Below are 24,263 nucleotides of genomic sequence, written 5' to 3' on the forward strand. Positions count from 1 at the left end.
GGTCACCCGATCACAGCGTCGAGGTGCTGCTGCACCGGTTCGAAGAGTCCGTACGGGACGTAGCGCGGGATCTCCTCGAGGGTTGCCCAGGCGACCTCGGCTATCTCGTCAGCGTCCGCAACGTGCGCCGTTCCTCCCACCACCGCGCACGCCGTGTATGACATCAGCCGACCGGTGACGGGGTGGACGCGCTCACCGAGCAGCGTCACCGCGGTTACATCCAGGCCGGTCTCCTCCTTCGTCTCCCGCACAGCGGCAGCTTGCCCCGTCTCACCAACCTCGACCTTGCCTGCCGGGAACTGCCAGGAGAGTCGTCCCTCCGCCACACGGCGTCGCACCAGCAGCACCTGCCCCTCGTGGACGACCACGGCAGCGGCGACGGGTTGCTGCTGGACTTCGTCCGGAGAGAGGACTGGTCGCTGCTCACTCACCCTGGCTCCGTAGGTGGGACAAGACGTCGCTGACCTCTAGGTCATATCGGTCCTTGTCTCCTTCCCAGCGCGACATCACCGCCACCGCGGCCTCGGCCATGTCTGCTGGTAGGCCCGCCGCACGGAGGGTCTCAGCGATGTCCTCCATCTCCGGTGCCCAGCGCCAGGCTCGTGCGGCCACGCTGGGCAGGTATCCGGGGTCAGCGAGGATGTTGGACGCCATCACCTGCGCCTCGGCTGTGAGCTCGTCGCCGACGCCATGAACATCCGCCAGCGCGTGGGCCACACCAGCGAGGGTTCGGGCGGCCTTCTGGTAGCTGGCGAATGCCATCTTCAGTGCTGAGGCGGAGCCGACGCCGCCGCTCGCGCGGCGGACGTGCAACGCAGTGTCCTTGAACACGGGCTCCACCGTGTCCACGGCCTGGGCTTCGCCGGCGAGGTAGAGGCGAGCAGCCCGCTGGCCACCAGGCGGCGGGCCGAAGATCGCACCGTCGAGGACTACGGCACCTGGCCCGATCTCCTCTGCGATTCGCTGCATGCGCTGGGGGTTGATCGCGTTGGCGTCCACGTACACCCCGGCGAAGGCGTAGTCGGCGACCGTGGTCGCCACGTCTTCGGCGGCCTGCGGAGGACAGATCGACAGGACGATCTCGCTGCGTTCCAGCGCCTCGCCGAGCGAGTCACATGCGGTGGCGCCGGCTTCCTTCGCGCGCCGGAGCGTTGCATCACTGCGGCCTTCCGGCACCCACAGCACCTCATGGCCAGCCGCAACGGCCTGGGCGGCGACGGCCGCGCCCATGGCGCCTGGATGCAAGAGAGTCACGGTCGTCACGGGCTGCCTCCTGGCGGGAGCTGAGCGGGCATGCGTTCCTGATGAGCAATGATCACCTCACGGAGGCCGATCGCGGCAGGTGATCCGGCCCCAGGGTGCAGCGCGAGCTGCCGGCTGAAGTGGCCGATGCGGCGGTCGACGCTCTCGGTGCGGCGCCGGGCACTGACCCCGAGGACAGCGTGGATCTGCGTCGCGGCCCCGTCGATATCCCCTCGGCCCAGCCGAGCCATCGCGAGGTCCATGCGGGCCAGGGACATCTCGCCGAGGCGCTGCTGCTCCGGCGGCGCGGACTGGAACATCTCCACCGCTTCGTCGGCGCGGGCCTCGGCGTCGCTGAGGTTCTGGGTGCCGGCGAGCCAGAGGTGCGTGCTGCTGGAGTAGAACAGTTGCTTCTCGGCGGGGAAGGCCATCATTCCGCCGGGCAGTTCGTCGCCTTCGAGGAGACGCTCGCGCAGGCGGTCGGCGGCGCTCAGAGAGGCCAGAGCATCGCTGCCCCGGTTGAGCTGGCCGTAGGCGCGTGCCTTGATGCTCTCCAGCCGGATCTGCGCCGTGCCGGATTCGGGAATGAACGCGCTTCCGGAGTCGGCGAGGCGTACGGCATCTACCAGACGTCCGTCCCAGTACGCGATGAGTGCCTGGAGGCCGCGTACCCAGGAGCGCAGTCCGTTGTGGCCGGCGAGCTCGCCGAACAGGAAGGCGGTGCGTGCCTGTGTCTCGGCCGCGTCGTAACGGCCCAGGTCAAAGCTGGCGTTCGCCAGTACGCCGCACAGGACACCGGCGCCCACGTAGAGGTCGGAGGTGTACCGCGGTGGCTGACGACCTTCGAGGAGTTCGAAGGCGCGGTCGCGCAGGGCGCGAACCTCGCGGAACAGGGGACCGACGGGCCGGTTGGGGTACGTAATGACGAGGCGGCGAATGTCAGCTTCCAGCTGCTCCAGCGTGTGCGGTCCCACGTTGCTGCTCTCTGCCCTGGCCGCGAACTGCGCCGACTCATTCGCCGCCGCCATGACCACGTCTTCAAGGCCGTACTCGGATGGATCCACTGCTTCGCGGTCGTCAGCCGCTGTGTGGTGGGGCGAGGCCCCCGGCTTGGACTCCGTGGGCCCGAGGAGTCGGGCGGCCGGGATGCCCGGGAACATGAACTCCAGGACGCGGCGGGAAACGGTCTGCGGGGTCCGGACCTCGCCGTGCGCGTACCGGAAGAACTGGCGCTTCTCGATCGTCGCGGTCGCGATCGAGGGTGGCCCCTCCAGCTCGGCTAACTGCTTGGCCGCCTGCTCGTAGCGCCGCTTGAAGACCTGGTAGTCCTGCCAGCCCCGCTGGTTGATCAGGGTCTGGAAGAGGGTCGGTCCTGATGGCTCCACAGCCGCTCCCTCATGCCGGGGTCCTTGTCCGGTCTCCACGCTAGACATCAACAGCCGTCGATCGCAGATCTGTTGTCCAGAAATTCCAGGCGGACAGCGAATAGACATCGGTTAGGCACGAAAGGGCGGCGTTCGGCGTTGCTCAGGGCCTCGTTCAGGCGGGAGCCGCCGGGAACACTTCGTCTTCGCCCCGGCAAGACAGCGGCCCTGCGAGGCCGAGTATCCGCCGTGGTTACGCAAGTCAGGCAGCCCAGGAGGCCCGCTCATGGCAGCGCACCACCAACTCGCGTTCACCGTCACTCACTCGCCAGCCGCCGCCCAGGAGGCACGGCACCGCGTCGTCGCCGGCATCCGTTCCTGGGGCATACGGCTCGACGAGGAGGCACTGGACGGAATCGAGCTGGCGGCCGGCGAGCTGATCACCAACGCCGTGCGCCACACCGGGTCGGGGCCTGTCACCGTCAGCGTCTACCAGGAGGGGCCGGTGCTCGTGGTCGAGGTGCACGACGTCGCAAAGGTCCTGCCGCGGCCCGAGCCCTTGAGCGAGTGTGCCGAGTCCGGGCGCGGTCTGCACCTTGTATCAGTGATCGCCGACCGCCACGGTGCCAATCTGACGGCGACGGGCAAGCGCTGCTGGGCGGAGTTCAATCTGCCCAGCAGCGTGGGTGATCAAAGGGCGGATCAGGGCAGCCGCCGTGATCGGCGTCTCCCATCTGGCCATGCCCGCGAAATGGCTGATCGGGCGGCAACGAGGGTTCGCGTACCGGCAGCGGGCTCGCCATCGCACACCCGAACGAGGGCCGGGCGTCGGACCGGATCTCGAGCCGCGAGCAGGCCCGTTGCGGGCCGACGCATCGACTGAATAACGCTGATCCGAAGGCAAGTTGGGGGCCTAGACTCTTGGGCTTCCCTGCGGCACCGACCGGTCACAGTCGGCCCGGGGATAAGTAGTCCCCGAGCCTCTCCCCGGCCGGGCCCACGAATCAGCATCTGTACCAAGTGGAGGTTTCGCTATGCCCGAGAAGGTCACGAAGGAAAAGGTCCTCGTCTACATCGTGCGCGACGGGCGCCTGCTGGTGTTCCGCCACACCGACTACTCCTACGAGGAGGTCGGCATCCAGGTCCCCGCGGGCAGCATCCGCCCCGGTGAGACCCCGGACGCCGCCGCTCTGCGCGAGGCCCGCGAGGAGACCGGCCTGTCGGACTTCAAGATCGTCCGCAAGCTCGGCGAGACCGAGTACGACATCAGCCCGTACCGGTTCGAGATCCAGCACCGGCACGTCTTCCACCTGGAGCTCACCGAGCCGACCCCGGAGCGGTGGATGAGCCAGGAGGACCACGACGGCGAGCAGGAGCCGACTCACTTCGAGTGCTTCTGGATCCCGCTGGAGGCCGCGCACATTCTCCAGTCCGGCCAGGGCGCCCTGCTGGGGCGTTTGTCCGACTAGCCAGTCATCCGGTCACGGCAGCATAGGAGGGGGCAGCCGATGAACCTCAGCACAGAACAGCGCCACACGATCGACGGGCTCTACCGGAGCCTGGACGCCGATGACACCGGCACCGCGGTGTCAGTCATCGTCAAGACGCGAGGCGAGACGTGCGACATCGACTGCCTCTACTGCTACGAGAAGCGCAAGGAGGCCCCTGGGGGCGCCAGGGTCAGCGCCGACCAGATTAGGCGCCTGGCCAGCATCTTCAAGGGCCGCAAGCTCGCCGTCGAACTCCACGGCGGCGAGCCCCTGACAGCGGGGCGGGAGCACATCGGCGAGATCATCGCGGAGCTGGCCGGCATGCCGCAGGTCGTCCGCGTCAGTCTGCAGACCAACGGTGTCCTGCTCGACGCCGACTGGCTCGACATGTTCGACGCGCTCTGCCCGGACCTCCGGATCGGCATCTCCCTCGACGGTGACGCCCAGGGCAATGCCTGGCGTGTCGGCTACGACGGCAAGCCTGTGTACCCGCGCGTCGCCGCCGCCCTGAACCTACTCGCGGAGCGGGGCCGGAGCGTCGGTGTGATCGCTGCGGTGACCCCGGCGGTGCTGGACCGCGCCGAAGAGGTGCTGGACCACCTCGCCGGCTTCGGTTCGGTCAACGCGATCAGCTTCGTACCCTGCTTCGACTCCACGATCCGCCGTTCCACGGCCCTGCCGAGCAGGCGCAAGTCGGCCAGCCGACTGCTTCAGCAGGCTGCCGTGAACGCAGCCGATGGCCCGGACTGGGCGATCCATCCCGACGAGTACGCCCAGTTCGTCCTTGCCGCCACCGCTCACTGGATCACCGCTGGACACTTCGCCCGCATCAAACTGGAACCGGCCGTCTCTACGATCCGGCGATTACGGGGGCTGACGACAGGCTTCTGCCACTTCTCCGACCTCAAGTGCGACCACGTCTTCACCCTCTACCCAGATGGCCGCCTCGGGAGCTGCGACGAACTGCCCTGGCCCCAGGCCCGCCTCACCCAGCTGGAGTCCACGGCCGACGAGCACGAGGTGGTCCGCGCCCAGCAGGACTCCCTCCTCCTGGACCAGGGCAAAGCCCTGATGGACAAGTGCACGACCTGCAACTACCGCACCACCTGCGGCGGAGGGTGCATCGCCACCCGCTGGCGCCAGGACCCGGCCAACGATCACGACGCGTACTGCGACTACCGCATGCGGATGATCGACGGCGTCGCCGCGCTGCTGGCCCAGCCCGCACAACCCGCCGGCGCCTGGTGCCAGAGCCTGCGCTGGCGCCCGCGCACCCCGAACAGCATGCGCGACGTGAACGCCTTCCTGACCAGCTGGGACACTCCCGACCCTGTCGGCAACGAAGTCAGGCTGCACACCAGTGAGCACGGCAACATCAACACCGTGGGCCTCGCCGGTATCCACGAGGCCGACGATCTGACTCCAGCCCACCCGATGTGGCGGGCGGCCATCGAACCCGGTGTCTGGTCGTTGGTCGACACGGTCACCCGAGCCTGGGGGCTCGTCACGTACGACAGCTGCCAGGGCCACCAGTACACCGGCGTGGACCTGGCCCCGACGGGTCTACGCATCGGGCTCCTCCCCCGCGACCGCCAGGAGTACGCCCGTATTGCTGCGGCACTGTGCCGTGCCGCCACCTTCGCAAGCGCCCTCCTGCCCGCGGGCATCGAGGTCAACGTCGGCCGCTCGGAGCTCACCTGCGAGAACACGGGCACCACCACCCCGGTCCTCGACCTGAGCCTGGACCCCGGCTCCGGTCAGGGGTGGGACGGCTACTTCGCCCGCCTGAACGAGGCCACCGCTGTGTTGGCCGCAGCCCTCGACGCCGAGCGCCCCAAGGCCGAATCCGTGTGCGCCTGCCCGCTGCCGGTGTTGCCGCAAGCCCCTGAGGGGGTGCTGCGATGAAGCCCGGCGACGCGGTTACCGTCCACCAGCTCCTGGGACGCATCGCCTACTTCCATACCCTGTTCATCGAACCCGCCCTCACCTCCAGCGAGCTGCCCCGAGCGGGCGAGGCCTGCTGCAACCACAGGGACGCCTCGGGATTCGGACAGCCGGACATCGGTACCGTGCTGGCAAGTACCGCTTGGGCAGTCCTAGACGAGATCGCGACCACCCTCGGCAAGCACCTTCGCCTTTGCCCGGACTCCGACCACCGGTGCTGCTCGGCCTGCCGCATCGCAGCCTCCGGCGCCGGGATCGCCCAGGCATGGGCAGTCACCGAACACCGCTCGTACGGCCTGCTGCTACCCGCGGACCCTCTCCTGCGGGCCTGCCGTATCGCGGCCGCATCACGTCTCGCCCTCGTCTTCGCCCAGCAGCACAAGACCTCGTGCCGCGCCCTGGCCCAGGCCGAGACACCTGATGCTGGCCTGCTGCCCGACAGCGCCACCTTGCCGTTGACCGGAGAGCTCCTCGCCCTGTGGCAGGACCCGCTGGCCGCCACCCGCAGCCCGGTCGTCAGCTGGCTCAACCACTGCACGGACCTGAACGACATCCACCGCGTGCTCCTGCAAGGGGGAACCACGAAGTGATCCACATAGCCGAGACCGTCGGCGTCGGAAGCATCGAGAACTTCCTCAGTGACGCCGAGCGGACCCACCTCGTCGACCTGATGAACGACGTCCTGACCAGCGGCGGCACCAGCCGCTTCGGTGACGAGCGCCGCACCTCCATCCACGAAATCCCCGGCCACAGCCCCGAAGAGGCCATGGCCGTCTACGAGCCGGCCGGACGCGTCGAGATCCCCACGATCCCCGAGGCAGCCGAGAAGCTCCTGGGCGACGCCTTCGAACGCGCCCGGCCGGCGCTCTCCCGCGTCATGCCCTCGATCACCGTGTGCCGTCCGTGGACGTACGTCGAGTACGGCGTGGGCCAGCACATCACTAGCCACCTCGACGGCATCGCTCCCGACCCGCTCGCCTGGCCCCGCCAGATCGCCGGCATCAGCGTCGTGATCACCCAGGCCGACGCCGGAGGGGACTTCTACGTCGAGACCGCCGCCAGCGACCGGCTGTGGAACGGCAAGGCCCCCGACGACACCTCGAACGGCTACGCGGAAGGCATGTGGCTGGCCCACGACGGAGCCGACAACTCCGCGACCTGGTTCCAGCAGATGCCCCGCACCCGCTGGAGCGTCGCCCCGGCCCCCGGTACCGCCCTGCTGTACGGATCCCAGCTCGCGCACGGAACCCTCCCGGTCACCGCGGGCCGGGTTGCGAAGTTCATCAGTTGGCTCATCGCCGAACCCACCGTGGCCGGGTAAACGCGTGCTCCTGGCCCTGGAAGGCAACGCTGGCGCCGGAAAGAGCACCCTTCGCGACCGGCTCCTGGCCACCGCCCACGCCGAGGGCATCCCCCTCAGCCACATCGGCCAGTTCTCCTGGCTCTCCCACCCGGCCACTCGCACGCTGATCCGTCTGCGGGCCGGGCACGGCGGAGACGAGCAGGAGGCCATCGAGGCCGCCGCCCAGGACCTGGCCCTGCACTCCCGCTTCAACATCGCCGTCGCCCTCACCGAGGGCCCGGTCCTCGCCGACCGGCTCACCCTCTCCACCGCCTGCCTGCTTGCCCTGCTCCACGGGCAGCCCGTCGACTCGTACGTCGAGCGCCTCGCCGAGCAGACCCAGGCCCGTCCGCAGCTGACCGTTCTGCTGAACACCGAGCCCGACATCTGCCACGACCGCATCACGCGACGTGCGACAGAGCGCCGCTTCACTGAACAGCCCGAGGCCGCCGCACGGCTGGCCGACCTCTACAACGAGGCCGCCGACACCTGGACCAAGGCCACCGGCCTGCCAGTGCTGAAGCACCCCTGCACGACTCATGCCGACCTCGAAGCCCTGGTCAAGGCCTGCATGGAGGATCTCCGCCCGGCCGGCAGCCCAACGGCCACGAACAAGGAAACGAGCCGATGAACCTGCACCCGATGCATCCCGCAGCCTGGGTCCTCGATCAGCTCCGCACGGACGGCTGGCACATCAACGACCTCCTCGCGTTCACGCGGGCCAGCACCTTGGTCAGAGCGAGCCGCCCCGGCCAGGAGGACGTCGTACTGAAGGCGGGCTTCGGCAGCAACCACGTTCTGGCCGAGCTCGACCCCAGCGAGAAGCCCGCCGCGTACGGCTTCTACTGGTACGCGCAGATGACCGAGACCGAACGCGCCCTCACCCGCGAAGACTTTCGCCACGAGGCGGAGCTGACCGCCGCCGCCGGAGGGACCGATCACATCGTCCCGTTGCTCGGACAGGGCAGCTCGGAGCGGTTCGACTGGTACACCATGCCGCACTGCGACGGCGGGAACTTCCGCGTCTTCATGGCCTCGTCGAAGGACACCAACAAGGGCCTCGGCATCCTCGCCGACGTCGCCGACGGCCTGGGCAACCTGCACCAGCGCGGAATCGTCCACCGCGACGTCTACCAGGAGAACATCCTCATCGACCAGGGCCGGGGCCTGATCACCGACCTCGGAGCCGCCCGCCGCCTGTCCACCCCGCGCGGGCCTGAACACCGCGGCCCCGAGGTCCACTGGCCGCCGGAGTACCTCACCGGCTATCACGAGGCCACCCCGGCAGCCGACGTGTTCAGCCTCGCTGTCCTCATCTACCGGTACCTGTGCGGGGACATCCCCCGCCTGGTCAGCGACACGAACCTGCCCGTCATTCCGGAGCCTCTGCGCAGCGTCGTGATCGCCGCGCTCTCCGCCGACGCGGGCGACCGGCCCACCATGAACGACCTACGCACCGCGCTCTGCACCACGGCCGACCTGCACAAGCGCTGACCAACGCGAAGGAGCCGCTCATGCCCAGGGCGAGATCTCCGCCCCGTAGCCAGCACCACAGCACAGCGAGCGGAACAAGCCGAAGCCAACGAGACCGAAAGGCGGAACACCCCATGAACCAGGACCGCATCGCCGACTTCCTCGCCAACGTCGAGGACCTGCGCGGCGAGGACGAGACCGTCCGTACCACCGCCCACACCTCCAGCGTCTCGGCCGAGGGCTGGCCGGCGGCCGAGGCGGAGACCACCACCGCCTGAACACCCACAGCCGCCCGGCGCTCTGAGCGCCGCCGGTGAACACACCTGGGGCCGGGCTACCAGCACCTGCGGCCCGGCCCCAGGCCCACCACCGAACAGGAGAGCCGCCTCGTGGACACCCTCGCCTACCTCTTCGGCCTCCCGCCGATCGACCGCCTGCACCACGAGCGGACGCAGCGCATCCACGCGCTCATCCGCCCCGAAGCTCAGCCGCCGCAGCCCAACACCAGCACGGCGGCTGACTACTGCCTGGCCCACCACGCCCTCGAAGGAGCCGAAACAGCAGCCCGCTCCGGCGATGCCGCTACCTTCGACTGGTACGTCGCCCACCCCGACGCGGGGGGCGCCACCAACTCCGTCCCCACAGCGGTCGGCGCCCGCGTGGTCGTCGAGCCCACACTCGCCGACCTGCCCCGATCCGCGATCTCCGAGACCCCCTACTACGTCCTGGGCCCCGGCACCGAACCCGCCCAGGCCCACCTACGCGGCCTCACGGCGGATGCGTACGCCAGCGCCGCACGAGCGGGGTTCGGCGATCTGCTCGCCGCGCACGCCGTCGTCCTGTGCCTTCTGCGGACGAAGAACCTCGGCGAGACCCTCGACAGCTGGACCATCAGCCGCCTGCCGGGCACGGTCTTCATGGACCACGTCGACGACCCGGTCGTCCTGGCCCGCGACCTCATCCACGAGGCCGGGCACAACTGGCTGAACGACGCACTCGCGGCAACGGGATGCAAGATCAGCGACACCGCGCACTTCCACTCTCCGTGGAAGCAGACGATGCGGCCGGCGTTCGGCTTCCTCCACGCCTGCTGGGCGTTCCCGATCACCATGCTGTTCACCGCGCACGCGCTGAACAGCGCCACGGGAGATCTACACCGGTTCCTGACCGCCTACCTCGACCAGCAGCGAAGCCTCCTCGCTGGCACCGCGCCCGATCATGCCCTCGCTCTGGAGCTGATCAGCGACGACGGTCTCCGCGACCGCCTCGCTGCCGCCCACCGCCAGGCACTAGCCCTGTGAACGCGGCCCGCGACAAGGCGCCCGGCCTGTCCCTGCTGGTCCACCGGCCAGGCGAAGAGCCCGCTCTTCTGCACACCGGTCTGGCCAGCCTCGAACACGGACTGCCCATCGGACCGGACAGCAGCTTCAACGTCGGCTCGGTCGCGAAGCAGGTCACCGCCCACCTGATCATGATCGCCGCGCATGACAACCTCCTGCACCTGGATCAGCAGGCCGCGGACCTGCTGCCCCGACTCAAGATCAGCGACGTCACCATCGCGGACCTGGTCACCCACCGGTCGGGCATACGCGACGCCGAGTCCCTGCTCTCCCTCGCCGGCTTCCGGGACCTCGACCACTACACGGCCGACGACCTGCGAACCCTCGCCTACCGCCAGGACCAGCGCGCCGTCCCCGAAGGCCACTTCCTCTACAGCAACACCAACTACCTCCTCCTGACCGAGATCCTCGAAACGGTCCACCGCACCACACTGCCCGACCTCGCCCAGCACCGCATTTTCGGCCCGCTCGGCATGCACTCCACCCACTTCAAGACGGACCCGCGCCAGGTCATCCCCAGAGCCGCATCCGCGTACCAGGCCATCCACCACGGCTGGCGGCACACAGAAGTGCCGGTCACCCTGCCCGGCCCCGGAACCCTATGGACCACCGCCGGAGACCTCGACCGCTGGCTCACGCACCTCCACCAGCAATGGCAGAACCCCCACCGGCTCCCCTGGCAAGGACCTGTCGACTACGAGCCCAGCGACCACGAGCCCTATCTCTACGGCCCCGGGCTCTACGCCGACGCCCGCCCCGGCCGCACTGCCGTCTTCCACTACGGCCACGAACAGGGCTTCTCCGCCGCCACCCACCTAGAGGCATCGGGGCTGCGCGTGATCGCCCTGTCCAACAACGCCAGGCTCTCGGCCGACCGCGTCACCGCCGCCATCCTCCGGGACCTCCACCAGCAGCCGACGCTGGCCCAGAAGGAGGCCCTCGTCCGCGCAGCAGCCCGGGAGCGAGCCCCAAGCACTGGCATACAAGATCAGCCCACACCCGACCACGTCGGCCAGCACACAGAGCTCGGCACCTTCGCCTGCGACCAGGCCCCCGGCAGCCTTCGCCTCACCCGCAGAGCCGACGCTCTCCACCTGTGGCGCCGAGGGACATGCGACCAGCTCATCCCCACGGGCTCGGGCATCTACGCCGGTAACGGCTACACCCTCACCGTGCCCAGCAGCACAGACCAGGTCGACCGCTTCACCCTCGACCTCGACCGCGCCCCCGGACTCACGTACATCCGTCAGTAGTCACCGCCGCAAGGCACCATCTGACTTCCACACCCACAACCGGTGCAGACGCGAACCGAACTGGAGACTCCTGATGCTCAACCACCTGGTGATTCCCGGGATCGCGGCGTACGCCCACGAAGGTCTGCCCACGCCCGCCCAAACCGATGACTCGAACGCGTGGGTCGACGGTGTCTGCTGGCTGTACTGCGGCCAACGCCGGACACGCGTCTTATGGATAGGGCCAGCGAGCGTCGCGGGCATGCAGGCGCCGATGTTCGCCTGTGACCCCTGCATCTCCGAACTCCACAAGCGGGTATGGCAGTCCATCCGCGTCAGAGACGAGCCGCACCGAAGCAGCACCCACACGCGAATCGAGGTGGACGACCATCCCCGAACACGCGGAGGCCGCCACCGAGCCCGCAGCAGCTCCCTGCGTGCATGAACCACAAGACCTGCCTGAATAGCAATGGGAGAGTCCGGCGTGCTCGTACGCGTTGAACGGGTCCAATCCGAAGCCGTTGGACAACAGGGCGACCCGATCACCAGCAGCCCGCGCCGCACTGGCAAGGGCCGCCATCCGACGAGCCGCCGGCACCCCCGCCCCTTCAGGTTCACCGGGTCCACGTGCGCACCCAGCAGAACGGCAGCACCCTCGTGCCATTCCACCTGCCTTATCTCCCCGACCTCCAGCGCCGCGTACAGACGCCGACGCTCCGGGTGGTCGTTGAGGGTGCTGCGCCACGCCTCCGGGGCCATCCCTTCGGATACGCACCACGCACGGTGGACAGCGAGCGGGCCGGCTGTGAGCACCCCGGCGAAGTCAAGGATCAGGCCGAGCCACTCCTGCCCATAGGTGGTCTCACTGCTGTGCGGCATCCAGTGACAAGAACCCCGCCGAGGCGGGGCCGCTCGACCTCGACCACACCCCGGTGAGCCCCTGCTGCCCCACCGCCAGGCTGGCGGTGGGGCAGCGGTGCGTGTACCCCTGGCTCAGGGGGTGAGGCGGTTCGGTCCCCGGAACAGGAACGCGGCCTCGCGGATCGAGTCCAGGCCGAGCATGACCATCAGGATCCGGCCCAGGCCGGCGCCGAGGCCGCCGTGGGGCGGGCAGCCGAAGCGGAAGATGTTCATGTAGTCCTGCATCGGCTCGGTGTCCATGCTCTTCTCCTCCGCCTGCTTGAGTAGCACGTCGGAGCGGTGCTCGCGCTGGGCCCCGGTGGTGATCTCCAGGCCCTTCCAGAGCAGGTCGAAGCTGAGCGTGAGGTCCGGCCGGTCGGCCGGGCGCATGTGGTAGAAGGGCCGGATGCTGGCCGGGTAGTGCGTGATGAACACGAACTCGTGGCCCGTGAGCTCCTTCATGTGGGCGGCGATGGTCCGCTCACCTTCCGGGTCCAGGTCCTCCTTGACGCCTTCGGGGTCCCAGCCACCGGCCCGCAGGATCTCCTGGGCCTCGGCCATCGTGATCCTGGGGAACGGAGCCTCCGGCACCACGACCTCGATACCGAATACTCTCCGGATCGCCTCACCGTGGACCTCGGCGACCTTCGCGATGGCGTGAGCGAGCATCCGCTCCTCGAACGCCATCACGTCCTCGACGTCGTCGATCCACGACAGCTCGACGTCCACACTGGTGAACTCGGTCGCGTGCCGCGAGGTGTACGACGGCTCGGCCCGGAAGACGGGGCCGATCTCGAAGACCCGGTCGATGCCCGCGGCCACGGCCATCTGCTTGTAGAACTGCGGCGACTGCGCGAGGTAGGCCGACCGGTCGAAGTACCCGAGCTTGAACACCTCCGCCCCGGATTCCGAGGCGGTACCCATCAGCTTCGGCGTGTGCATCTCCGTACAGCCGTTCTGCATGGCGTACTCGCGCAGCCCCTGCTCCAGGGTCGTCTGCGCGGCGAACACCATCTGTGCGGTGGCCCGCTTGCGTACGTCGAGGAAGCGCCAGTCGAGCCGGTGCTCGAGGCCGGTGTGCTCGTCGATGGGCAGCGGCGCTTCCGCCCTGTTCAGCACCTCGATCGTCTCGGGGACGATCTCCAGGCCACCCAGGTTGACCTGAGCCGCTGCTACGACGCGTCCGGTGATCCGGACGGCGGACTCGGGGGTAAGCGATTCGATGATGGCTTCGAGCGGGCCGCCGTCGCGCTTGTGGGTCACCTGGGCCATGCCGGAGTGGTCCCGCAGGATGACGAACTGCATCTTGCGCTGCAGCCGGAGTGCGTTCACCCAGCCGGAGACGGTGACGGTCTGGTCGACGTGTGCGCGTAGGTCGGAAACCAGTACGCGGCTAGTGGTGTGGATCATCGCAGCCCTCCAGGGGCGTCGTCATGATCCCTTGGAAGCGTGGGCGAGAAGGGTACTCGCGGTGCCACCACGCCTTTGCCACCGCCAGACAGCGGCGGCCTCATTCAGCCCAATGACGGGGGCAAGCCGGCGGGGCATTGGGCCCAAAGGCCTTTCCTCCCCGCGCTCGGGAGGGTCTTCACCATGGGTGCGAGTCCGCCTTCACAGCTGCTGGCGGCTCTCTCTGCTCGCGTGATCCGTGGCTACTCGTCTCCGTCGACGCGTTGGTCACGAGGATAGGGATGCCACAAGACCCTCGCAACGGATTCACGGGGGTGGCCCGCCAGGTGACCGGATGGCGCCGTATGACGGCCAGCACGAAACGACCCACTCCTAATGGGTCAGGTTCTGATCGAGCTGCGGGATCTCTAGCAAGGCGGACGAATTCCTTGTCGGCACCAGTTCTCGGCTGGAGTCGTCTGTCTGCAAAACGAGACAACTCCAGTGGACGCTGTCGCGGCCATGAAGATCGGGGCGCTCGCTGCGGTGGATGGGCCATAGGCCATGCCTACGACCGAGCTCAGCCGTCTCAGCAGCGGACACATCAAACATGTGGCGCTGATCCGGCACGGGGCCGTGGCGGAGATGGATGAAGAACAGGCCGCCAGGCACCAGCAGTGCGGCGACCCTCGCCATTGCGACCTCACGCTCCTCACTGGCCAGATGCATCCAGACCGCCGTGGCGAAAACGGCGTTGAACCGCCCAGTGTGTTGGCCCAGGACGAGGCCTGGAAGGCTGTCATCGACCCAATCAATCCCACAGCCTGCGTGAATGCGTTGTCCGTGCGCACGTAGCTCTCGAGTCGGCTCAACTGCCACGACGCTGTGGCCACGTCCAGCCAGCGCGGCGGCATCGCGCCCAGTACCCGCGCCCACATCCAGAATGCGACCGGGCAGTGTAGGAACTAGGTGCAGTACATCCGAGTGCACCTCCTCGAATGTGACCCCCTCGTACTGCACGACCAGCTCGTCCGCCTCCTCGCCGTACCCGACGGTCCCCTTCGGCGAACCAACCTCGTTGGGGGCATTCCGATCACTCATGGCTGGAGGCTAACCGTCCAGTTGGATCGAGGCACCGCCTTGCCAGCGTGACCGAGCACGCAGAATGTCGCGGTTGGTAACGGAGGGACGAGAAGAAACGGAGCAGGCGCGCACGAGCGAAACGCTGCGAACAGACTCTCCCGAGGGTAATCGTGTCCTGATGCCTAAGAACGGGCCTCGCTCGTAAGCGCCAAGGACGCGGCAAGAACACGAAGGCGAGCCGACGATCCATGACGACCGAGTGCGGCACGACGTCACCGCAGACGGGCCGAACCGGGTGCGGGTTCAAGAACGTGAGACGCCCTTGAACCCGCACAGGGGCCGCGATGTCCGAGGATACGGATACCACGGCCCCTGACGTGCCCCTCAGGAGCCGGACTCAGTCGGCGTCGACAGGGAGAAGAGCGAACAGCTCCTCGGCCGCGATAGGGTACTTGGTCTTCATGACGTCGGAGTAAGCGCGCAGCGCCCTGCTGATCTGGGCCTTGGAGCGTGGCGCGAGGTGCACCTGCAGGAGGTCGTACAGAAGCGGCGTGTTGCCACTGGCCATCTTGCCCTTTGCCTTCGTCCCCTCGGGGGTCTCGATCCACATAGAGGAAAACGGTGCGGCGGTCATCTTCCACTCGAGCGCAGAGAGTCGCTTCATGATCTCCGGCCACTCCAGGGTTCCCTGCTCAAGGATGTGTCGTACGACCTTGCCGACCTGGTTCTGAACGGCGGGGCGCATGAACGGGTGGCCAGCGCCGTCCCGCCCCTTGGGAGCCCGAAGATCCTTCCCCGACAGGGCAGCGAGGTACCGCTCACGCAGGTTTCCGCATGCGTCGAGAAGCTCGTGCAGGCGGACGGTCAGGAGCTCGAAGCTCTGGTCGAGGAGCTCATCAGTCGCTCGCTGCTTGGCCTCGCCGGTGGTGCAGGGCAAGTCGTAGCCGATCTCCTTGACGATGTCGTAGAGGACAGCGATAGTGCTCCACGCGGGGCTGGCCTGGCTGATAGAGCGCTGAGCAAGGACAAGTTCGCCGTCCTGGCCGACCTTGCTGAAAACGAGAACGACCTTGTCACGCTTGAGGAAGTCGTCCTCGTCCAGCAGGCGGCGGGTGAGGATGGCGAAGCTGTCATCCTCGTCGAGGGCGATGTTCTCCTGCAGATTGGTGCTCTTGGCGTTCCGGTTGATGTTGGTGAACAGACGGCGGGTCCTTCGACGGCCGTCCGCGGTGTCGAAGTGCGGCACCACGATGACGTTGATGTCCTCGTTGCCCAACTCCGGTTGCTGCTTGATCGCGTCCTTGATGGCCTTGAGCCTGTGCTGACCGTCGAGCGCGAAGAACTGCTGCGTACCATCGAAGGTCAGGACGCCGAAGTTGCGGTCCAGCCCCTGAAGGACGGCCTGGTTCTCAGCATCCATCGTTACGGCCAAGTAGTTCGGATCGCCGCCCCACACCGCGATGATGAGGGCGCCGAGGAACCGGTTCTCGTTTTTGAGCAGGTACTCCGTGATCTCCTGCGTCCGAGTACCGACCCCACGTTGGATCATCGTGCCGAGGTCGCGATTGCCTCCGAGCTCGTGCGCGAAGTTGATCTCGCGTGCTACCTGGGCGTAGCTCATCAGGCAGGAGTAGTAGGTCCAGTTGCCCACCTTGGCCTCGAAGGCGGGAACGAACGTCTTGGACGGCATCAAGTACCTCGTTGTCAGGGAGCGAGTGCGAGCTAGGAGCGGAGTGCCGGCTTGGGGACGGTGCTGAGCCGACCTCGAAGAGTGGGGCCGCCCTGGATGTTGAGCGGCGGGTTGTACAGGTGCAGGAGGCGGTCCTCCAGATTCTTGATCGCCAACCGGTCCTCGACGGTCGCGAACCAGTACTCCAGAGGGCGCAGCGCGAGGAAGTGAGTGAGCAGGTCGTCCCGGTTGGTAGGTGGCTCGCGGGTCCAAAGGCTTTCGGGGTTACCGCGCAGGTGCTTGCGGTAGTCCCGGTACCTGTTCCTGAGCGTGTTGCCTAGCTGGCCAGCGCCGCCGGCATGCCCGATGTAGAGGACCTGATGGAATCGGCCCTCGGTCCGGTCAGCCATGGCGAGCTTGATGGAGGGGCGCCAGACAAACATGTAAAGGCCCGGCTCGTCGGGTATCGCGTTGACGATGCTCTCGGTCGCGGAAAGCCGCTCCCAGGGGGAGGCGAGTCGACTGAGATCGTCTTGCAGGACCTGATGCGCCGGCACGTCCATCATCGGCGTGATGCCGAGCTGGAACTCGAGAGCGGGGCTGGCGTCCAGCCGATGGCGGATGACTGCACGCGCAGCGGTGTCTGGTGTCGCCATTCCCCCTGTGCTCCGATTGGGTGACCGTGTGTGATGAGCTGACACATCCTTACATGCAGCACCGACAACGGGAGCTCTGAACGGAAAATGGGCCTACTTGATGACGACTTGTCATCAAGTAGGCCCAAATTCGCGGTTTTACTAGAGGTGACAGACAGAGCAGCCGGCCTCGTCGTCGTCGGCGTCGAGAGCGTCTGAGAGGACTTCAAGCAGCGGCCGGTTGGGCTTGATCCGCTTCGCGGCTCGGGCGACGTTGGCCTCGTGCTTGGCCTGGATCTCCTCGCGGCGCTCTATGAGCTGGTGCAGGGACTCACCCTGGGACCAGGTGTAGTCGCGGCCCTGCATAGCGGTGCTCTGGTGGCGAACCTTCTCCTCGTAGGCGACGGCCTTGTCGAAGAGTTCGGGGTGTCGCTCCTTGAGGCCGAGCCACTCGTGCTTGCGTTGGAAGAAGCAGAAGTAGCAGCCGGACCGGGTGCGCCACTCGTAGTAGGCAGGCAGGCCGGTGCCAGCTTCGTCAAGGATGCGGCTGACGCCGTCGCGGTCGATGCCGTCCTCGCGGAAAGGGAACACCGCAGTGATGTTGGGCTTGGTGCTGACGTAGCCAAGGCGGTTCTCATCGGCGCGGATGGCAACGTAGGAGATCACCTCGTCCTCGCCCACCCACTCCTCCAGAGGCTTGATCTTGAGGTTCTTGGTGCACCAACGCATCTGGGGGCTAGGCAGGGTGCCCTGGTAGACCTCGAGCCAGTGATCGAAGTCTCGGTCGGTGTTCAGGCGCACGATGGGCTTGCCGACGGCGGCTTCGAGCTTGTTGAGGTACTCGTACGTTTCAGGCAGCTCGGCGCCGGTGTCGCAGAAGAAGTACTCCATCTCAGGCACGCGGTCGCGCATGTAGATCGCCAGGGCGGAGGAATCCTTGCCGCCAGACAGGCCCAGGACGTGCCGGACCTTCTTCCCGGAAGCAGTGTCGGTCATGATCACTCCGTCCTTTCGGCTGTGGTGGTGGGCTCGGTGACGCGCTGGGCCAGGGCGGCGAGCAGGATTCGGGCGCCGTCGGGGCCGAGCGTCTTCTCAGCTTGCATCAGGACACTGACAGCGAGGTTCTCGGCTTCTCGCTGGGCCTGCTTGGGCAGGTAGATCAGAGTCCGCTGCTCGGCGCCGTCCTTGTCAGTCAGGGTGAGCAGGCGGGCTTCGAGTTCCTCCTCGGCATCACCCCTCGGCGCGTCGTTCTTGTACAGATGGCTGACTCTGTCGAGCGCGCTGGCCATCTCGTGCACCCGGCGGGCGAAAACAGCGACGTCGTTGTCCGACCAGTCCCCGAGGGCGGCGTGGGACAGACGAACGATCATCGGGTCCAGCCAGTCCTCGTCTGACAGGTACTCGTTGAGCGCTATGGCGACGAAGCCGCGCAGCTCCAGACTGAGGGAGACTCCGGCAAACCCCTTCAACCGAGCGGCCAGGGCCTGGCGCAGCTCGGGCAGTGAGGACGGCAGGCGGAATTCGCGGCTGATCGTCTCGACAACCTCGGCGCGTAGCGTGCGGTCGGCGCCAGAGATCTCATCGGCCGCGAAGGTGAGCCGATCGACGTAGCCCTTGTTGCCGGCTGTGCTCTTGCGCTGCTCGGGCGTAATCGGATCCAGGCCGAGGGCCTTGGGAAGGGCGTGGAAGAGCAGGTCGTCCGGGTCCTGCGCTGTGAGCAGGGCGGAGCGGACGGCAATGGCGTCCTTGCCGATTCGCTTGGTGCGCCGGGCGTAGGGGGTGAGGACCATGACCCGCTCCATCAGAGCGCGGGTCACTGCCAGCAGGGCCGGGTTGCGCAGCGCGTGGGACCGGGGCGGCTCCACCTTGAGGGCTACGGACAGGTTCTTAACCACAGCATGGCGCAGACCGTCACCGACCGGAGTGGCCTTCACGGAGAAGCGGCTGGGAGCCTTCACCATGCGCTCGACCACGTCAGGCGTCAGCCGAGGCAGGTAGGAGCCGTCCTCGAACAGGGCGACGTCCTGGCTGCGGACGATGAGTGCGGTCACCACGAGCAGCGGTACGACACCGGCCTTGACGCCGTACGGGGGCACCATGAGGGCTCGGAAGATCTGTTCGAGGCTGGTGCGCGCATGGGCCTCGGTCAGCGCCTCCTCGAGCGCACTCCAGACCTCTTGGGTGTGCGGGTGGGCCGGGCCGGGCCGGGAGAAGCCGTAGGGGAGGAAGGAGGCCGAGGACTCGTCGGCAGCCTCGGCGTTCTCTCGGTGCAGCCCCATGTATGCCAATGCGCCGCTGTACATGGCGCGTTCAGCGGGATACTTGACGATGCCGAGGTACTGGTCGCCGGACTTCTGCAGCATCGCTGTCAGCAGCTCGCGGCGCGCCTTAGCACCCTGGCTGGTCAGTTCGTGCCGGCCGAGCATTTCGTTGCGGATATGCGGAGTCGCCGGGAAGACCCGGTCGCAGGCGATGGACGCAAGACCGCTCAGGCTGCGGCTCCCGATCACCTCCCCGATTTCAGCGTCGGCCGCGATGCCGGAGCGCCACAGCCGCCATGTCGCCCGCTGGGTGGGAGGGAAGAACGCGGCACTAAGGAGCTCCAGCAGCTCACGCTTCGCAGCGGACGTCCGCTCGCTGATCTCACGCCGTGCGACGGGGTCGAGGGTCTTGTCGCGCTGCAGCTCCTCCAGCGCGACGAGGTTGTGCGCAGCTCGAAGGACGAGATCGGGCTCCTCGGTGACGCCGAGGACAACCGGCAGGGAAGACTCGATGACTGGCCGGTTCTCGATGCCGCCGAGGTGGAAGACCAAGAGCCCGTCAGCATGGTCGGCGAGTTCGTCAGGCCCCTTGAAGAGCTTCGTCTGCGCAGTGGTGACCTGGACGAACAGGGCACGGAGCATGCCCGTGACCTGGCTGTGCCGGCCGGCGGCCACCGCCAAAGGCAGGTAGTCGCCGAGGCGCTCAGCGACGGCAGTGTCGTCGAGGTGGCTTCGTGCCTCCTTCAGACGTCCGTCGATGTCGATGTCGGTTCCGCGCCATGCCCGGTACTCGCCGTTGAAGTGCCGATGCACCAAGAAACCACGGGCCACCAGGCTCTTGAGCCGGTCCTCAAGAGTGGCGAATGCCTTCGCGTCAGCAGCCTCGCCAGGCTCGTGGAGCGCGTAGTAGACCATCGCGGCGGTCGCCCGCAGGGCACCGTCCTCGTCGATCAGGTTAAGCATGCCGACGGTGCGTAGCAGGCTCTGGTCTTCGGTAGACAGGCCGTTGGCCTGGGTCACCCGCGACTCGATTTCGATCCACTTACTCGCGTTGCTTGAAGCCAGAAGCGACGTTCGACCGGAGTCGAGGAAGAAGTCGTACAGCTGCGGGAGTTTGACCGTGCTGGCGCGGCTCGGCTTGCCGCTGGAGAACGTTGCCAGCGAGCGGCGGACGGTATTGGGCTCGTCGTTGTTAAGGAACCCGGACAGGCTGCGGTCGTTCTGGCCGATCTGCGCGGCGAGGAACGGCGCCGCGACTGCAGTCAGGGGGTGGAGCGGATAAAGGTCTGCGAAGTCCTGTGCCTTGAGGACGACGACATCGTTGAGGCCGTGGTCGCGCCATGTCTCCTGGGCAGCCTCGGCGTAGGCGTAGATCAGCTCCCTACTGGCCGCGGAGACCCTGGACTGGTCGAGGCGCCGGCGCATCAGCTGCACGGCATCGCCGAGGTGAGGAGCGAAGGTGATGTTCTCGAATCGACCCTGGATCTTCGCCCACTCGCGGGTCTGCAGCTCGCTCGACTGCGCCGCGTAGTCGAGGAAGGACGAGTGCTGAAGCGTCATCATGAACAGCGGTAGGCCCTTGGGGCCGGCGCTTTTCTCTGCGAGCTCCTGCAGCAGGAACAGGTCTGCCTTGGAGGTGGCGAACTGACTGTGCCCGGCGAGGTGTTCGAGGGTCTTGCCGAATTCGTCGATCACCAGCAGTAGCGGTTGCTGCGCGCACAGGGCGGTGACCGCTGCAATGACGTCTTCGGGCTCGGCGGCGGGGTCGGAGCACCGTGTCAAAGCCGTGGAGATCGCCTTTGGCATGCGGGTCGGCCATCGGCGCTCGGCCGCGAGCTGCAGGGACCGGGCCAGGGTGATGATGAGCGGTTCGCGACGGGCGGTCATCACGGCGCCGAGGAAGCCTGCCGGGGACAGCTGTGCGCGGGCTGCCTCTAGCCGGTGGGCCAGCCCCGTACTGGTGCTGGCCAGGACCTCCTGTGCCTCGGTCCGGCGTCCCTCATCGTGCCCAAGGAGCGCATCGATGAGGTTGACGAGCGTGGACTTGCCCGAGCCATAGGCGCCGGTGAGCGACCAAGAGCGGGGGCGGCGCAGATCATCGAGGGAGTTGGCCAGGCGATCGAGTACGTCGAGGGCTCGGGCGCCCACGTAGGGCGAGTGCAGTTCATCCAGCACGTCTCGCTCCACGTTGGTGGAACGCATCCGGGAGCCGACGAGCTCGATGCCAGCAGGGAACTCGGTGCCACCGGAAGTCTTGCGGGCGGCCTTGGGCCGCGATGGGGTCTCGGTGGTCACTGGGAGATCTCCTCGATCAGGGGGAGTTGCTGCTCAACGGTGCTGCGGAGCTCTCGGGCCTCGGCGACGGCGAGCTTGGGGTAGGTGCGCGCCCAGTCCTGCCGGGTCGGGAACCCCGGCCGCTTTCGGACATGGTCGTACTGGGCGTCCAGGACTTCCCAGGCGAGCTCGAAGGGATCGGAGTTGAAGACGAGGCTGCGCTGCCCAACGGCTTCGATGAGCTGCAAGTCGGGTGTGGTGGCTGCGACGCGCTCGATCGCCGCCGCGATGTCGGGCTCGCGGATGCGGAAGGCTCGTCCGGGAGCGCCGTGTTCGTTGGCGAGCCGGGCGAGAGAGATCGACCCGGCGTTGCGCGTCATCGTGGCGGCGTAGTCCAGGCATGCGTAGGCGACGATCCGGTCCGGGAGGGTGATGCGCGTGCCCGTGGTGAACTCCCACTCCTGCCGGCCGGAAACCGAGTGCTCCACGGTCTCGATCAGACCCAGCTCTCGGAAGGGGCAGGCCAGCAAGTCTTCGAGCGCGCCGGGTGCACCACCCTTGGCCCGCTTCGCGGGGACGTACATCTTTGTGATGCAGTCGACGTCCTTCGTGATCGATCCCTTGACCGGCGCCTCTTCGTAGGAGAGGTTCACGTGACGCACAATCAGCTCTGTGAGATCAGGTGCTGAGAAGCGGGCGAACGGGGCGAGCTGGAAGGCGACGTACCAGGAGGGCGCCCAGCTCCTGGCGCCCGGCCGGGAGCAGAGGAGCCACCAGTGCAGCAGCCACAGGCTGCCCTGCTCCTCGAGGTACGGGTCGGCACCGTCCTCGTCAAGGAGCCAGCGCGCCTCCCACGTGGGGTACGACAAGTTAGCGCGAGAGTTCGCTTCGTCGCTGTTCCTGACCTCCCGCGTCAGCTTGAAGGCACGAGACCAGTACCGCATGGCGTTGGCCATGTTCTTGCCGACGCCGAGGAGGAGCGGGGCATCGTCCCCGAGGAAGACCTCCGGGTTCTCCTTTACCTGCATGTATGCCTTATGAAGCCACCCGAAGCGCGGCGCGAAGGTCTCGTGCCGTGCGAAGGAGGGATGGGCGGCTTCTGCGAGCCGGCTATCTGACATGCGAGGCGTTCTCCGTGTCCGTTCGGGCTTGAATGATCTTTGGGCAGGCTGGTTACATTGCGGCGGTCAGGGTTGCCCGTACGCGCCGGACAGCTCGGACTGTCGAGGACACGGCTCGCTCGATGTCATGCGAGGTCGTTGCGTACCCGAGGGAGAACCGGATAGTGCTGTCCGCCTCTTCCCGGCTGCGCCCCATGGCCAAGAGCACGTGGCTCGGGCTAGGCGCCCCGGAGGAGCACGCACTCCCTTCCGAAGCCGCCACATCCGGCATCGAGGCAAGTACCGCATCCGCCGGAGCGCCGCGGAATGTGATGCTGGTCACACCGGGCAGCCGTCGGTCCATCGCACCGTTGATCTGGCAATCGCCGATCTGTTCAACGAGTCCGGCCTCCAGGGCGTCACGCATTCGCGCGATCCGAGGCGCTTCGTCGGCCAGGGAAAGTCGAGCGGCTTCGGAGGCCGCCCCAGCACCGGCAATGCCTGCCACATTCAGTGTGCCGGCCCGCCAACCGCGCTCCTGGCCGCCACCGAAGATCAGCGGGCGGTAGGGCAGGTGGACGCCCCGGCGAACGAACAGGGCCCCGACCCCCTGCGGGCCGCCGAACTTGTGCGCGGACAGTGACAGCAGGTCGATATCCGTTTCGGCGAGGTCGATCGGCAGACGGCCGACCAGCTGCGTCGCGTCGGAGTGGACGAGGACTCCAGCCTCGTGGGCGGCCTGCACAATCGGCGCAAGGTGCGTCAGCACGCCCGTTTCATTGTTGGCCGCCATGAGTGACACGACGGCGACTTCCCCCGCAGCGAGTGCCGCGTAGAGGGCGGACAGGTCCACCAGGCCGTCGGCGGCGACGGGCAGCACCAGGAGCGAGCCGGGCGCTTCGGAGGTCAGCGCCTTCGCCGTCTCAAGCACCGCCGGATGTTCCACCGCGCTCGTCACCAGTCGCCCCCCGACCGCGAACGCCGCCCGCAGAGCGAGATTATTCGCCTCCGTGGCACCGGAGGTGAAGATGATTTCTCCGGGTGAGCAGTTCAGGAGGCCAGCTACCTGACGGCGCGCCAGATCAACGCGATCGGCGGCCTCGCGTCCCGACCGGTGAGTACTCGATGCGTTACCGACAGTGCGCATCGCGGCGAGGGCGGCTTCCAGCGCTTCGGGGCGGGCGGGTGCCGTCGCGTTGTAGTCGAGGTAGGCCGGACCCGCAGCAGGTGACTCGAATGTCACGCTCTACCCCGTTTCGTTTTGCTCTGGCCGATCAACTGGTGGAGCTTCTCGTGCGGCGCGAGCCACTCCACCAGCAGTACCCCACGATCCTAGCCGGAGCGAGGGACGGGTGGGGTGAAGCCCTCGATTTCCGCGCCTCCAAAGCCGCGCACCACCACCCAAGCGAACAAATGTTCCCACAGGTCGACTCTGGCGTTCAGCAAGGTGAAACCCTTTACCTGCCAGCGAAGTTCGGCTGTGCCCGATGCCTGCGCCGCTGTCGGCAGCCGGATTCCCGGGACC

21 protein-coding genes and 1 pseudogene are annotated in these 24,263 nt (G+C 67.4%); 10 read left to right on the forward strand and 12 right to left on the reverse strand.

The window, feature by feature from the left end; translation table 11 throughout:
- Positions 1 to 2: 2 nt before the first annotated feature.
- The 3 genes from ACWG52_RS17450 to ACWG52_RS17460 are packed head-to-tail and all read right to left on the reverse strand — an operon-like array spanning position 3 to position 2,627.
- Positions 3 to 431: an NUDIX hydrolase gene (locus ACWG52_RS17450; protein ID WP_453128965.1), complete on the reverse strand. Its 429-nt coding sequence runs from the start codon at positions 429 to 431 to the stop codon at positions 3 to 5.
- Positions 424 to 1,263 (reverse strand): DUF1932 domain-containing protein, encoded by an 840-nt coding sequence (locus ACWG52_RS17455; RefSeq protein ID WP_453128966.1) that lies wholly within the window; start codon positions 1,261 to 1,263, stop codon positions 424 to 426. The genes ACWG52_RS17450 and ACWG52_RS17455 overlap by 8 nt, the downstream gene beginning before the upstream one ends.
- Positions 1,260 to 2,627, reverse strand: coding sequence for a hypothetical protein (locus tag ACWG52_RS17460; protein WP_453128967.1), 1,368 nt, complete (start codon positions 2,625 to 2,627; stop codon positions 1,260 to 1,262). The genes ACWG52_RS17455 and ACWG52_RS17460 overlap by 4 nt, the downstream gene beginning before the upstream one ends.
- A 265-nt stretch (positions 2,628 to 2,892) precedes the next feature.
- Here ACWG52_RS17460 and ACWG52_RS17465 point away from each other — a divergent pair, with 265 nt between their 5' ends.
- The 10 genes from ACWG52_RS17465 (at position 2,893) to ACWG52_RS17510 (ending at position 11,448) form a co-directional block, all read left to right on the forward strand.
- Positions 2,893 to 3,489, forward strand: coding sequence for an ATP-binding protein (locus tag ACWG52_RS17465; protein ID WP_453128968.1), 597 nt, complete (start codon positions 2,893 to 2,895; stop codon positions 3,487 to 3,489).
- 151 nt (positions 3,490 to 3,640) lie between these two features.
- Complete coding sequence (locus tag ACWG52_RS17470) at positions 3,641 to 4,075, forward strand: NUDIX hydrolase (RefSeq protein WP_266594496.1); 435 nt, start codon at positions 3,641 to 3,643, stop codon at positions 4,073 to 4,075.
- Between the two features lie 39 nt (positions 4,076 to 4,114).
- Positions 4,115 to 6,001, forward strand: coding sequence for a radical SAM protein (locus ACWG52_RS17475; protein WP_453128969.1), 1,887 nt, complete (start codon positions 4,115 to 4,117; stop codon positions 5,999 to 6,001).
- Positions 5,998 to 6,630: a hypothetical protein gene (locus tag ACWG52_RS17480; protein ID WP_453128970.1), complete on the forward strand. Its 633-nt coding sequence runs from the start codon at positions 5,998 to 6,000 to the stop codon at positions 6,628 to 6,630. Before ACWG52_RS17475 ends, ACWG52_RS17480 begins: the two co-directional genes overlap by 4 nt.
- Positions 6,627 to 7,361, forward strand: a complete 735-nt coding sequence (locus tag ACWG52_RS17485; protein WP_387986848.1) for a hypothetical protein — start codon at positions 6,627 to 6,629, stop codon at positions 7,359 to 7,361. The genes ACWG52_RS17480 and ACWG52_RS17485 overlap by 4 nt, the downstream gene beginning before the upstream one ends.
- 4 nt (positions 7,362 to 7,365) lie before the next feature.
- A complete protein-coding gene (locus ACWG52_RS17490) occupies positions 7,366 to 8,013 on the forward strand; it encodes an AAA family ATPase (protein WP_453128971.1) in 648 nt (215 codons plus the stop codon).
- A complete protein-coding gene (locus ACWG52_RS17495; RefSeq protein WP_453128972.1) occupies positions 8,010 to 8,876 on the forward strand; it encodes a protein kinase domain-containing protein in 867 nt (288 codons plus the stop codon). Before ACWG52_RS17490 ends, ACWG52_RS17495 begins: the two co-directional genes overlap by 4 nt.
- A gap of 113 nt (positions 8,877 to 8,989) precedes the next feature.
- Positions 8,990 to 9,133: a hypothetical protein gene (locus tag ACWG52_RS17500; protein ID WP_167347301.1), complete on the forward strand. Its 144-nt coding sequence runs from the start codon at positions 8,990 to 8,992 to the stop codon at positions 9,131 to 9,133.
- A 111-nt stretch (positions 9,134 to 9,244) separates the two neighbouring features.
- The gene (locus ACWG52_RS17505) at positions 9,245 to 10,156 is read left to right on the forward strand and encodes an aKG-HExxH-type peptide beta-hydroxylase (RefSeq protein ID WP_453128973.1); all 912 of its coding nucleotides are present in this window, start codon (positions 9,245 to 9,247) and stop codon (positions 10,154 to 10,156) included.
- Positions 10,153 to 11,448, forward strand: coding sequence for a serine hydrolase domain-containing protein (locus tag ACWG52_RS17510; protein WP_453128974.1), 1,296 nt, complete (start codon positions 10,153 to 10,155; stop codon positions 11,446 to 11,448). Before ACWG52_RS17505 ends, ACWG52_RS17510 begins: the two co-directional genes overlap by 4 nt.
- Positions 11,449 to 11,902: 454 nt before the next feature.
- Here ACWG52_RS17510 and ACWG52_RS17515 read toward each other — a convergent pair.
- The 9 genes and pseudogenes from ACWG52_RS17515 to ACWG52_RS17555 all read right to left on the reverse strand — a co-directional run.
- A pseudogene (locus ACWG52_RS17515) lies at positions 11,903 to 12,306 on the reverse strand (HAD family phosphatase); the annotation flags it as partial.
- Between the two features lie 114 nt (positions 12,307 to 12,420).
- Positions 12,421 to 13,737: an aspartate--tRNA(Asn) ligase gene (gene aspS / locus ACWG52_RS17520; RefSeq protein ID WP_453128975.1), complete on the reverse strand. Its 1,317-nt coding sequence runs from the start codon at positions 13,735 to 13,737 to the stop codon at positions 12,421 to 12,423.
- 372 nt (positions 13,738 to 14,109) lie between these two features.
- The gene (locus tag ACWG52_RS17525) at positions 14,110 to 14,817 is read right to left on the reverse strand and encodes a class I SAM-dependent methyltransferase (RefSeq protein WP_453128976.1); all 708 of its coding nucleotides are present in this window, start codon (positions 14,815 to 14,817) and stop codon (positions 14,110 to 14,112) included.
- 379 nt (positions 14,818 to 15,196) lie between these two features.
- Positions 15,197 to 16,489 carry a DNA sulfur modification protein DndB gene (locus ACWG52_RS17530; RefSeq protein ID WP_453128977.1) on the reverse strand — a complete coding sequence of 431 codons (1,293 nt, stop codon included), beginning with the start codon at positions 16,487 to 16,489 and terminating at the stop codon, positions 15,197 to 15,199.
- 32 nt (positions 16,490 to 16,521) lie between these two features.
- Entirely contained in the window at positions 16,522 to 17,124 is a 603-nt protein-coding gene (locus ACWG52_RS17535; protein WP_453128978.1) for a hypothetical protein, read from the reverse strand.
- A gap of 141 nt (positions 17,125 to 17,265) precedes the next feature.
- Positions 17,266 to 18,099: a phosphoadenosine phosphosulfate reductase family protein gene (locus ACWG52_RS17540; protein ID WP_319192181.1), complete on the reverse strand. Its 834-nt coding sequence runs from the start codon at positions 18,097 to 18,099 to the stop codon at positions 17,266 to 17,268.
- Positions 18,100 to 18,101: 2 nt separating this feature from the next.
- Positions 18,102 to 21,659, reverse strand: a complete 3,558-nt coding sequence (locus ACWG52_RS17545; protein WP_453128979.1) for an ATP-binding protein — start codon at positions 21,657 to 21,659, stop codon at positions 18,102 to 18,104.
- Complete coding sequence (locus tag ACWG52_RS17550) at positions 21,656 to 22,759, reverse strand: DUF4007 family protein (protein ID WP_319192185.1); 1,104 nt, start codon at positions 22,757 to 22,759, stop codon at positions 21,656 to 21,658. The genes ACWG52_RS17545 and ACWG52_RS17550 overlap by 4 nt, the downstream gene beginning before the upstream one ends.
- Before the next feature lie 52 nt (positions 22,760 to 22,811).
- Positions 22,812 to 23,981 (reverse strand): cysteine desulfurase family protein, encoded by a 1,170-nt coding sequence (locus ACWG52_RS17555; protein ID WP_453128980.1) that lies wholly within the window; start codon positions 23,979 to 23,981, stop codon positions 22,812 to 22,814.
- Positions 23,982 to 24,263: the final 282 nt, after the last annotated feature.

Source organism: Streptomyces sp. CLCI03, from assembly GCF_053615355.1.